Source organism: Woodsholea maritima DSM 17123, from assembly GCF_000382325.1.
Lineage (GTDB): Bacteria > Pseudomonadota > Alphaproteobacteria > Caulobacterales > Maricaulaceae > Woodsholea > Woodsholea maritima.
In genome coordinates, this window is the sequence record NZ_KB908059.1 from 285,071 (window position 1) to 296,625 (window position 11,555).

Below are 11,555 nucleotides of genomic sequence, written 5' to 3' on the forward strand. Positions count from 1 at the left end.
GTTTCCACTTCGCAGCGCAGCAAAAATTCGCACGTGCAAAATACACAAAAGATCATCACCCGCTTTGCCCCTTCCCCCACCGGTTTCCTTCATATTGGTGGGGCCCGAACGGCTTTGTTCAACTATCTCTTCGCCAAGCATCATGGCGGTGCGTTCAAACTGCGCATCGAAGATACCGATCGTGAGCGTTCAACGCCCGAAGCGGTCGCGGCGATTCTCGAAGGGTTGACCTGGCTGGGCCTGGAATGGGATGGCGAAGCGGTTTCGCAATATGACAATGCGCCCCGTCACCACGCCGTGGTGGACGAGCTGATCGCGCGCGGCAAAGCCTTCAAATGCTATTGCAGCCCCGATGAGGTTGAGGCTTTGCGCGAAACGGCCTTCGCTGAAGGGCGCGCCTTGCGTTCGCCCTGGCGTGACCGCGATCCGTCTGAAGCGCCCGCCGATGCCCCTTATGTGGTGCGCTTTCGTGCCAGCGATGAGGGCGTCACCTTGCACGATGCGGTTCAGGGCGAGGTGAAATGGGCCGCGAAGGAGTTTGACGATCTCGTCCTCCTGCGCGCCGATGGCAATCCAACCTATAATCTGGCCGTTGTCGTCGATGACCATGATATGGGCGTCACCCACATCATTCGCGGCGATGACCATCTGGTCAATGGCGCGCGCCAAGCCCAGATTTATGCCGCACTGGATTGGGATTTACCGCAATTTGCGCACATCCCCTTGATCCATGGTCCTGATGGCAAAAAACTTTCCAAGCGTCATGGCGCTTTAGGCGTCGAGGCTTATCGCGATATGGGCTATCTGCCCGAGGGCATGCGCAATTATCTCTTACGCCTGGGCTGGGCCCATGGCGATCAGGAATTGTTCAGCGATGACGAGATGGTTCAAGCGTTCAGCTTGTCGGGCCTGAATAAAGCCCCTGGCCGGCTTGATTTTGACAAGATGGCCCATGTCAATGCCCACCATATGCGCCTGGCCGATGATCAACGCCTGTTTGATCTGTTGATGGCCCATCTGGCCGACCGAGACGATTTGCGCCTTGACGAAATCACCAAGGCATGGGTTCTTCGCGCCATGCCCATCTTGAAAGCGCGCGCGAAAACCATCCCAGAGCTCGCCGATCAGGCCGAGTTCATGCTCAAACCCCGTCCCTTCGTTCTGACAGGAAAGCTGGCTAAGCCCCTGCAAGATGACGGGGCGCAGCGCATGGCCCGCCTACGCGCCGTCTTCGCCGATCATCAAGACTGGTCAGAAGATGCGCTAAGTGAGGCTTTAAAAACTTTTGCGGAAGCCGAAGAGGTTGGCTTTGGCAAGATTGGTCAACCTTTGCGCGCATGCCTAACCGGGGGTTCACCAGCCCCGGATATGGGTATTGTCCTGGCGATTTTGGGTCAGGATGAAACTCTGGCGCGTTTGGACGATCAACTCAACTCATCCCCTGGCACGGGCCAATAACCCAGGCCCAGGCCACGTCAACACCATCAATAATCGGGGTAGGATATGGAAAACAAGACACAACAAGCCGGCACAGCCCAGCTGACCATTAATGGTAAAACCATTGATCTGCCAGTTCTGAAGGGCTCAATCGGTCCCGACGTCGTCGATATTCGCACGCTGTATAAGCAAGCGGGCGTGTTCACCTTCGACCCAGGTTTCACCTCAACCGCCAGCTGCGAAAGCCAAATCACCTATATTGATGGCGATGAAGGCACGCTGTTATATCGCGGCTATTCCATTGATGATCTGGCCGATAATGCCTCCTTCATGGAAGTGGCGTACCTGCTGTTGAACGGTGAATTGCCAACCCAGGATGAATACGCCGAGTTTGACACCACGATCCGCAATCACACCATGTTGCATGATCAGGTGGATCACTTCTTCCGCGGCTATCGCCGCGATGCCCACCCCATGGCCGTTATGGTCGGTACGGTGGGGGCCTTGTCCGCTTTCTATCACGATTCAACCGACATCAATGATGCGCGCGCGCGTGAGATCTCGGCCTATCGCATGATCGCGAAAATGCCAACCATCGCAGCGCGGGCCTATAAATACTCTGTAGGCCAGCCTTTTGTGTGGCCACAGAATGATCTCGATTATTCTTCAAACTTCCTGCGCATGTGTTTTGCTGTGCCGACTGAGCCTTATAAAGTCTCTAAGACTTTGGCCCGGGCGATGGACAAGATCTTCATCCTGCATGCCGATCACGAGCAGAACGCGTCAACCTCAACCGTGCGCCTGTCTGGCTCATCTGGGGCCAACCCGTTTGCCTGTATCGCTGCGGGTATTGCGTCCTTATGGGGACCGGCCCATGGCGGGGCCAATGAAGCCGCGCTCAACATGCTCGAGCAGATCGGCAGCGTTGATCGCATTCCGGAATTTATCGCCAAAGCCAAAGACAAAAACGATCCCTTCCGTCTGATGGGCTTTGGGCACCGCGTCTATAAAAACTATGACCCGCGCGCCAAAGTCATGCGTGAAGCCTGTCACGAAGTGCTTGATGAATTGGGCGTCAAGAATGATCCAACCCTGGCTGTGGCTATGGAATTGGAAAAAATCGCATTGAGTGATGAGTATTTCGTCGAGAAAAAACTCTATCCGAATATCGACTTCTATTCGGGCATCACCCTGCGCGCGATGGGCTTCCCAACGGAGATGTTCACCGTGTTGTTCGCCCTGGCCCGTACCGTCGGCTGGATCGCGCAATGGCAGGAAATGATCGCTGATCCGTCGCAGAAAATTGGCCGTCCACGCCAGGTTTTCACGGGTGCAGAAAAGCGCGGCTATGTCGCGTTCGATAAGCGCTAAATTCTATAGCCTGAAAGAGAAAAGCCCGCTCAACCGAGCGGGCTTTTTTTATGATCAAGGATGGGCCGCGATCAATCGGTAAAACTGAGAAGCGCGCGCGCCGCATTCTCACTGGCCGCTCCGCCCTCACCGCGCATATGCTCGGTTACTTCTACCAAACGTTTAGACAGCGCAAAGCGGCGCGGGGCATCTTCTAATAACGCGCTGATCTCTTGCGCGAGCCTCGTCCCGTTACACTCCAATTGGATGCATTCAGGCAATAACAGCTCATTGGCGGCAATATTGACCAGAGAGATATATTTGGACTTCATCAAGAACAGCTTCGCCGCCGTATAGGCCAGCCAGCCCAGCTTATACGCCGCAACGGTCGGAACACCCGCGCGCGACAGCTCCAACGTGACAGTGCCCGAACAGGCCAGCGCCGCATCTCCGGCCGCAAAGGCATCCGCGCGCTCCTCCTCATCGACCAGGATGAGATCGGATAAGCCCTCTTCAGCGGCCACCAGGGTGCGGGCCAGATCCGCCGTCGCACGGGCCAAAGGCGCAACCATCACCAAATGCGGATAGCGCGCCTTCAATTGACGCAAGGCTGCAGCAAAGGGGGCAACCAGACGGGTGATTTCACTCTTACGGCTACCAAAAAGAACCAATAATAATGGTGCCTCTGGGGCGATGCCATGGCGCGCTTTGAAGTCTTCGCCATCGCCGCGCACAACACGCTCCAAGACCGGATTACCCACAAAAGTGGTTTTTAAGCCATGGGGCTCAAAATACTCCGGATCGAAGGGGTGAATGGCCAGCAAATGATCAACGGTTTGAGCCAAAACCTTGGCCCGGCCCCGGCGCGCGGCAAAAACCTGCGGGCCGACATATTTGATCAGCTTCACATCAGGCATGGCTTCGCGCAGCTTCCACGCCGCACGTAGCATAAAGCCCCAGCTATCGACCAGCACGACCATATCCGCGTCAAAGGCCTTGGCGGCGGCAGCGGTTTCTTCTGCACGCTGATGAACCAGCTTAATGATCTTCAATCCATCAAATAATCCGAATACGGAAAGTTCGGATATATCAATGGGGCTGACAACGCCCTCACGGGCCATAGCATCCCCACCGACCCCAGCAATCTCAACATTGTCGTTGGCAGAGCTTCGTAACGCCTTGATCAAATCGGCGGCCAAGGCATCACCAGAGGGTTCGGCGGCCACGATGAAAATGCGTTTGGCCCGACTTGTCATTGCGGCGCTCCCTTCTGCGGGGCGGGAAGATCCTCGGCCCCGACGCCGACCAGAAAGATCCCAGCCGCGTTCGCCGCACGAATAACCGCCTCGCGCCCTAAAAGAAAGGCCCCACCAGCCGGGGCAGCAATTCCGGCCAAGCCCGCAGCTTTAACATTCTCAATCGTCGAAAGGCCAATCACCGGCAAATCAACACGCTTTTCCTGATGCGGTTTAAGGCGCTTGGCCAAGACCCCACGTGGATTTTCCACACTGCCGCGAATATCACCGGGCAGCGCCATAATGCGCGACAGCATCGCATCAGTGCCTTCCTGGGCCTCAACAGCCAGTACCAAGCCTTCGCACACAATCGCACCCTGGCCAATATCCAAGGCACCAATGGCCCCGGCCATGGCCAAGGCGCGGGTGATGTCGCCCTTCGCCGTCTCATCCGGCATAATTTCAGTCAGGCAGCCTTCAGGGATCAGCAAGCTATCGGCCAGCTCATGCGCGCCCACAACGCTAAAGCCCTCGGCTTCAAAAATATTGACCATGAAGCGCAACAAAGCATCATCCCCGGTCATCGCGGCTTTGATGGCTTTGGGCAATTGCTTGGCCGCCGTCCAGTCGACTTTGAGGGTGGAAAAATCAGGACGCTTCACAATGCCCGCAAAGCACACCGCATCACACTCAGCGGCTTTAAGGTCTTTGATCACCCCGCCCAACTCACCCAGGCTGCGCTCCACCGCGAAGGGATAGCGCGCAGGCTCACCAAAGCCTTTCAGGCAAATCACTTGGGCCAGCTTGTTATCTTGAACACAGGCTTCGGCGACATGAACAGGTAAATCCCCGCCCCCGGCAATCAATCCTAATTTCGTCCACGACTTCATGACTATTTTTCAGGCATACACAAAGGACGCGCCGCAGGGGCCTTGATAAAGGCGAGAATTTCACCGACCTCAGGACGCTCGGCAAAGATCCGCGCAGCATCCTCAACGCGCTCAGAGAAGGCCCCTTCCAGCGCGAAGATCAAACGATAGGCCGCGCGCAAATCATGGATGCAATCGCGCCCAAAGCCGCGACGCTTCAGCCCCACCAGGTTCAACCCCGCCAGCTGGCCATGATTATCCACCATGCCATAGGGGATGACATCGCCTGTCACCGGTGCGCCGCCGCCAATGAAAGCATGCTTTCCAACCCGGCATTTTTGGTGAATCGCAGACAGCCCGCCCATAATCACCTTGTCCTCAACGGTGACCTCGCCGCCCAAAGTGGCGTTATTGGCAAAGACCACCCCATCGCCGACGATGCAATCATGGCCAACATGGGCGCCGACCATGAAAAAGCTATTCGATCCAATCACCGTTTGACCGCGCGCAAAGGCAGTGCCGATATGAAAGGTGACTTGCTCGCGGATGATGTTTTTCTCGCCCACGATCAAGCGGGTCGGATCATTGGCATATTTGAAATCTTGCGGCGGCGCGCCCAAAACGGCGAACGGATAAATCTCACACTCCGCGCCAATCTCGGTATGGCCCATGATCTGAACCTGGCCATGCAAACGGCAGTTATCCCCAATCTGCACATGCGGTCCAAGGATGCAATACGGACCAATCTCGACATTTTCACCCAGCTTCGCTTTGGGATCAACAAGGGCGGTGGGGTGAATGAGTGTGCTCACAACAATATATCCTTAGGGTTCGCTTATGGGCTTAAGCGTTAGTCTTTTGTGCGGTGGCTGAAAACTCACATTCTGTAACCAATTGATCACTCACCAGAACGCGACCATGGAACTTAAAAATGCCGCGCTTGGATACGATAATTTCAACCGGCATGGTCATCACATCCCCCGGCCGTACAGGACGCTTAAATCGCGCCTTCTCAATACCCATGAAATAAATCGTTGTGTCATGACCCGAGACATCCAGGGTTTTCGTCATGAGAAGCGCACCGGTTTGGGCCATCGCCTCAATGATCATCACACCGGGAAAGACAGGATTATCTGGAAAATGGCCCTGAAAACAAGGCTCCGTCCAGGTGACGGCCTTATACCCAGTAATAGACTGACCACTCACGAAATGGTCTGCCCGATCAAGCAACAGGAAAGGCGGACGATGGGGCAAGCGCGCCAGAATTTCGCGGTGTGAGATGACCTCTGAGGCTTCACTCATAATCTACTCTTTCGGTTTGTTTTTCTTCGCAGCAGACCGGCGCAGCCATGCCGTTTCACGCATGAAACGCTGAATGGGCTGGGCGGGCGAACCGGCCCAGGTCTCACCGGCTGGAATATCGCGCATTACCGCGGAATCCGCCGCCAAGCGCGCGCCCTGACCAATGCTCAAATGATCAGCCACACCAACGCGGCCACCAAATTGCGCGCCCGCCCCGACGCTAACACTGCCAGAAATACCCGCAAAGGCCGCCATCACAGCATATTCGCCAATCACGCAATTGTGGGCAATATGGCAGAGATTATCAATGCGGCAGCCCATTTTCAGCTGGGTGTCATCGAACATGCCCCGGTCAACCGTCGCATTCGCGCCCAAGGTCACATAATCTTCGATAATAACACGGCCCACATGCGGCAGGGTCAACAACTCACCCTTCTCATAGGCCAGACCAAAGCCGATCTCACCAATAACAGAACCAGAGCCAATTTCGCACTGTTTACCAATCAGCGCAAAGCTGATCTGCGTGCCGGTTCCAATACGCGTGCCCTCACCGATCACAACTCCGGGACCAATCACGGAATTGGGTCCAATGGAGACGCCAGCCCCGATCACGGCCCCTTGCCCGATCACAACACCCGGGCCGATCATAGCCTCAGGATGGATGTCAGCGTCTGGGTGGCGCATAGCCTCACCCACATGAAGGCGCGCGCGCACAATATGCGGGGCCGCTTTAGCAAAGGCCGCCTTAGGCGAAGGATGAAGAATGGCTGCGCCCACGCTTTGAGCAAAACGCTCCGCCAGTTCACGATTATCCGTCAGGATGAAACCAACCGCAGGTCTGTCAGGTTGATTTTCAGAAAGAAAGAATAACTCACCAGCCCCAACACGTTCGGCAGAAGCAACTGCGTCCACCACAAGCTGAGGATTGCCAAGCAATACCCCACTCGTGATGGACGCCAGTTCACCGATAGTGCGAGGACCGAGAGCGTCATAAAAGCGCGCGTCGGCCACCATCACCTTGGTCCTATATTACTGTTGGGCAGCGCCTTGTTGAGCTTGCTGAGGCATACGCACCCAATTTACAGGCGTCGTCGTAATGCGCGCATTCAAACGCTCAATCGCTGTCGCCGTGATGTCGACACTCTCATTGGCATATACAACAGAGCTACGGTCGATCAAAATGGCACCACCGCGTTCATCAACGATTTCACGCAAAACCTCTTGCAGGGTTTGCAAAACAGGCTGCATCGCAGAGCGCTCACTGGCCACCAATTCACGCGAACGGATCTCACGGGTCCGTTCAAATTGTTGGGCATTGGCCTGCAGGGTTTGAATACGCTGGATCAAGTCAGGGCGTTGCTGAATAGCTTCCTGGCTTAAAGAGGCCGTTTCAGTGTTGAGCGCTTCGCTCTCTGATTGAATTTGGGTTTGCAGGGGAGACAGCTCGGTTTGAACTTCTTGGCCCATAGCTTGAAGGCGTGTGGCGATATGCTGGCCCACAGTGCTTTCAGCGATAATGCGCTCTTCATTCATAACCAAAACGGTGGTCTGCGCCTGGCTCGCAGTGGCCAGGCCCATTGTTGCCACAACGGCCAGAGCCAAAGTGCCAGCGCCTTGGGTTGTCCATTTAATTACATTGCGAAGCATGGTGTTAGAATCCCGTTCTTGTGCTGAAGCGGAAGAATTCCGCGCGGTCATAGTCTTCTTTCATAAAGGCATGGGCAAAGTCAAAGCGCACAGGTCCAAAGGGGCTATCCCAGAACACACTCAAACCAGCAGACGCGCGTAATGACATCTCATCAATCGTGTAGGCTTGATTGAGTACGGTTGGTCCCGGATCAGCAATCTGATCATCATCGGGCAGCACACCAAGGGTCCCAAACTCTGTGAATAAGGCGGCACCTACCCCATATTGCTCCGGCAGACCGGTAGGGAAGGATAGCTCAATTGCACTAATGGCATAAAAGTTACCCCCCAAGGCATCGCCCGAGCGATAATTATCCTCTTGATCGGTGCTGATATTGCTGACGATGCGCGGACCAATACCGGCGGTTTCGAAACCACGGAAGCTGTTACCGCCTTTGAAGAAACGGTCGTTGATCCGGGTGGAATCCCCACCCCACGATACGATCAAACCTGTATCCCCTGTCACACTGAAGACAATGTCATCACGGAACAGGCTTTTATAATAGGCTCCACGCAATTCGGTTCGGATATGACGCACATCACCGCCAATACCCGCAATCTCTTGATCCCAAGACAAGCGGAAGCCATTGCTCGGTTCGCGATAATCGTCCAATCGCGTCCAAGCCACTGTATAACCCAAGATAGAGGTTACACGCGTACCCGCCGCGCGGCGAATGGATTCCGAAGCGTTGGAATAGGCCCGCACATCATCTGAGCGTAGGGTGTAATTCACATTCGCAGACACCGAGCGCGTCAGTGGGAAGCCCGCACGCAAGGTGAAACCCGTTGAATCCGTCTGGAACGAGGCTTGACGCGAGAAATCTGTGCGCACGCGGAAAATATCAAAACCCGCAGCCAGATTGCGTCCCATGAATTTGGGCTCGGTAAAACGAATATCAATCTGCTTACGCGTCGAACTGGCCGAAACCCGCAAGCGCAGGAATTGGCCACGCCCACGCAAATTGCGTTCAGAAATCGAGAAGTCAACGAGGAAAGAGTCTGTAGACGAGAAACCTGCCCCGAAGGCAAGCTCACCCGTAGGCTGTTCCTTAACGGTCACCGCAACACGTGCACGGTCAGGGGCACTACCCTGGCTTGGTTCAACCGTAACATCCTCAAAGAAGCCCAATTGACCTACACGCGAACGCGACACATTCATCAAAGCCTGATTAAAGGCATCGCCTTCGACGATATCAAGCTCACGGCGAATGACACGGTCAAGTGTACGCGTATTGCCGATGACGTCGATGCGTTCAATGTATACCCGTGGCGCTTCAGCGATCACGTATTCAACATCAACACTTTGCGTTTCACGGTTTGTCACGACGCGTGGGCGAATATCCACAAAGGCGTAACCGGCAGCCCCTGCAGCAAAGGTCAAAGTATCAACCGAATCTTCGATCAAGCTGCCGACATAAAGCTGGTCAGGCTGGGTCGCAACGATGGCTTTGAGGTAATCTTCGTTGAGATCTTCGATCTCAGTGGTAACTTTGATGTCACCGAAATTATATCGAGAGCCCTCATCAACCGTGAAGGTGACGTAGAAACCTTCCTGATCGGGGGTCAATTCAGCCACCGCTGAGACCACCCGGAAGTCCGCAAAACCGCGGTCGGTATAGAAAATCCGCAATTGCTCGCGATCATATTCAATCCGGTTGGGATCATAATTGTCGTTTGAGCTGAAGAATTTCCACCAGCGCGCCTCGGTCGTCACGATCTCTTCACGAAGACGGCGATCAGAATAAACTTGGTTACCGATGAAGTTAATCCGACGCACACCAGTGACTGGACCTTCGGTGATTTCGAACACCACGTCCAAACGGTTTTGGGGCAGTTCGACAATCTTCGGCGTGATCTGAGCGGCAAAACGCCCGGACTGACGGTAAACTTCCAACATACGTTGGACATCAGACTGAACACGCGCACGCGTAAAGATCGCGCGCGGCTGAAGTTCAATCTCTTCAGTCAATTTGTCATCTTTTAAAGAGCGATTACCTTCCAGAATGACGCGGTTCACGATGGGGTTTTCCTGAACGTAAACCACCATGGTGCGTCCATCGACGGCGACGCGCACATCGGAGAACAAGCCCGTACCAAATAAGGTCTGGATCGATAAATTGATCAAACGCTGATTAGGCATGTCCCCAGGCTGAACCAGCATATAAGACAGCACTGTATCGGCTTCCACGCGCTGATTACCCTCAACCAACAGGGTTGAAATCGGTAGCACACGTTGCTCGACTTGTTCAGAGCTTTGCTCTTGAACAGGTGCTTGAGAGGCTGCAGGCGCGCTTGCGTCCTGAGCCCAAACAGTTCCGGCCAGCCCGAGCGAAACGCTCGCAGCGAGAGCCGTTTGGATCACCTTGAAGATGCCCGCCATATTTGCCTCTCTCCCCCTTGCCCGGCACGTCATGAAGTTAACAGACCGTGCAAATAACCTAAATCGTTCCAGGTGGCTACCAGCAAGATCCCCAAAACCAGCACCAAACCCACTTTAAAACCCATTTCTTGCACCGCAAGACTGGGTGGACGTTGTGTAATTGCTTCATAGGCACAAAACACCAAATGCCCACCATCCAGCATCGGAATAGGCATTAAGTTCATCAAGCCCAGACCGATTGAAATCAAGCCGGCAAAAAAGAATAAGCTTCTAACCCAAGCGCCAACGCGTTGATTAAGAGCAACCTCTTGTTCACCCGCATCGACGAGAAGCGTATTCGTCGTTAATTGCCCCGCCGTCGTGGCAATCCCTAAAGGCCCGTTCAATTGTTCCGTTCCAGAGCGCCCTGTAACAATGCGGCCAATATAGTCAAGGATATTTCCGACCATGTCTGCGGTAAATCTTACCCCATAGAGCGGTGCCTCAAGCCAGGAATAGCGCTTGTAGGTACGCTGCGCATCGCGCGACAGCTCAACACCCAAAAACCCCATACGGCGCTCACCGCCTAATCCATCGGGGCGCAACTCACGATTAACACGCGCTTGCAGGTCTATAACTTGGCCATCGCGATTGACGGTTATCACCGCATCACGTGCACCGCGCAGAGCAATCATCTGGCGCAATTCATCAAAGCTTTCGATCGGGCGCCCATCTATGGCAATCACCAAATCACCAGCTTGAACTCCGGCCGCCTCAGCTGCGCCGCCTTCAATGACGCCGCCCACCAAAGGCGCTCGACGTTCCTCGCCAACCACAGCGCCAAACACTGAAAAGATCACAATCGCCAAAACGAAATTGGCCAGCGGACCGGCTGCCGTAATAAAAGCGCGTTGCCAAACGGGCTTAAAATGCATGACTTTGTCAGCATCAGGGCCGCGTTCAGCCCGTAGGCGCTCTAAAGTCTCGCGATCGGGCGCACCGGCCGCGTTCTCATCGCCCAGAAACCGTACATATCCGCCTAAGGGAAAGGCTGAAACCTGCCAGCAGGTACCGTGCTTATCGTAAATACCAAACAGCTTTGGACCAAAACCCAGAGAAAACGCCTCAGCATGCACACCACATAGACGACCGGCCCAGTAATGACCCAGCTCGTGGATCACCACGACAAAGCTCATAACAATCAGGAATGTAAAAATCCCAATCAGACCTGATCCTAGAATGTCTTGCACGCAGGATGGCTCCCCAAAACCTAAATCGCAATTACCTTAGCCGATAGAGCACGACAAAAGTAAGGCT

General features: G+C 54.7%; 10 protein-coding genes. 2 read left to right on the forward strand and 8 right to left on the reverse strand.

Features of this window, described 5'->3' with window-relative positions:
• Positions 1-33: 33 nt before the first annotated feature.
• Together gltX and gltA are read left to right on the forward strand one after the other, a co-directional pair.
• The gene (gene gltX / locus H151_RS0111640; RefSeq protein ID WP_026353983.1) at positions 34-1,458 is read left to right on the forward strand and encodes a glutamate--tRNA ligase; all 1,425 of its coding nucleotides are present in this window, start codon (positions 34-36) and stop codon (positions 1,456-1,458) included.
• A gap of 45 nt (positions 1,459-1,503) precedes the next feature.
• Positions 1,504-2,808, forward strand: a complete 1,305-nt coding sequence (gene gltA / locus H151_RS0111645) for a citrate synthase (protein WP_019961844.1) — start codon at positions 1,504-1,506, stop codon at positions 2,806-2,808.
• A gap of 71 nt (positions 2,809-2,879) precedes the next feature.
• Here the strand turns inward: gltA and lpxB are convergent, their stop codons facing one another.
• The 8 genes from lpxB to H151_RS0111685 are packed head-to-tail and all read right to left on the reverse strand — an operon-like array spanning position 2,880 to position 11,488.
• Positions 2,880-4,043: a lipid-A-disaccharide synthase gene (lpxB, locus tag H151_RS0111650; protein ID WP_019961845.1), complete on the reverse strand. Its 1,164-nt coding sequence runs from the start codon at positions 4,041-4,043 to the stop codon at positions 2,880-2,882.
• Positions 4,040-4,912, reverse strand: a complete 873-nt coding sequence (locus H151_RS0111655; protein ID WP_026353984.1) for an LpxI family protein — start codon at positions 4,910-4,912, stop codon at positions 4,040-4,042. The genes lpxB and H151_RS0111655 overlap by 4 nt, the downstream gene beginning before the upstream one ends.
• A 2-nt stretch (positions 4,913-4,914) precedes the next feature.
• On the reverse strand, positions 4,915-5,703 hold the full coding sequence (gene lpxA, locus H151_RS0111660) for an acyl-ACP--UDP-N-acetylglucosamine O-acyltransferase (protein WP_019961847.1): 789 nt from the start codon (positions 5,701-5,703) through the stop codon (positions 4,915-4,917).
• A 31-nt stretch (positions 5,704-5,734) separates the two neighbouring features.
• On the reverse strand, positions 5,735-6,193 hold the full coding sequence (gene fabZ / locus H151_RS17575) for a 3-hydroxyacyl-ACP dehydratase FabZ (RefSeq protein WP_019961848.1): 459 nt from the start codon (positions 6,191-6,193) through the stop codon (positions 5,735-5,737).
• A gap of 3 nt (positions 6,194-6,196) precedes the next feature.
• Entirely contained in the window at positions 6,197-7,207 is a 1,011-nt protein-coding gene (gene lpxD / locus H151_RS0111670) for a UDP-3-O-(3-hydroxymyristoyl)glucosamine N-acyltransferase (protein WP_019961849.1), read from the reverse strand.
• Positions 7,208-7,222: 15 nt separating this feature from the next.
• Positions 7,223-7,840, reverse strand: coding sequence for an OmpH family outer membrane protein (locus tag H151_RS0111675; protein WP_019961850.1), 618 nt, complete (start codon positions 7,838-7,840; stop codon positions 7,223-7,225).
• 4 nt (positions 7,841-7,844) lie between these two features.
• Positions 7,845-10,259, reverse strand: coding sequence for an outer membrane protein assembly factor BamA (bamA, locus tag H151_RS0111680; protein WP_019961851.1), 2,415 nt, complete (start codon positions 10,257-10,259; stop codon positions 7,845-7,847).
• A gap of 29 nt (positions 10,260-10,288) precedes the next feature.
• Entirely contained in the window at positions 10,289-11,488 is a 1,200-nt protein-coding gene (locus tag H151_RS0111685; RefSeq protein WP_019961852.1) for a M50 family metallopeptidase, read from the reverse strand.
• Between the last annotated feature and the right edge of the window lie 67 nt (positions 11,489-11,555).

Bases quoted from the DNA above. Each gene is read 5' to 3' on its own strand.
- gltA (WP_019961844.1), top strand. From the start codon at position 1,504: ATGGAAAACAAGACACAACAAGCCGGCACAGCCCAGCTGACCATTAAT.
- bamA (WP_019961851.1), bottom strand. From the start codon at position 10,259: ATGGCGGGCATCTTCAAGGTGATCCAAACGGCTCTCGCTGCGAGCGTT.
- H151_RS0111655 (WP_026353984.1), bottom strand. From the start codon at position 4,912: ATGAAGTCGTGGACGAAATTAGGATTGATTGCCGGGGGCGGGGATTTA.
- fabZ (WP_019961848.1), bottom strand. From the start codon at position 6,193: ATGAGTGAAGCCTCAGAGGTCATCTCACACCGCGAAATTCTGGCGCGC.
- H151_RS0111675 (WP_019961850.1), bottom strand. From the start codon at position 7,840: ATGCTTCGCAATGTAATTAAATGGACAACCCAAGGCGCTGGCACTTTG.
- lpxD (WP_019961849.1), bottom strand. From the start codon at position 7,207: ATGGTGGCCGACGCGCGCTTTTATGACGCTCTCGGTCCTCGCACTATC.
- lpxB (WP_019961845.1), bottom strand. From the start codon at position 4,043: ATGACAAGTCGGGCCAAACGCATTTTCATCGTGGCCGCCGAACCCTCT.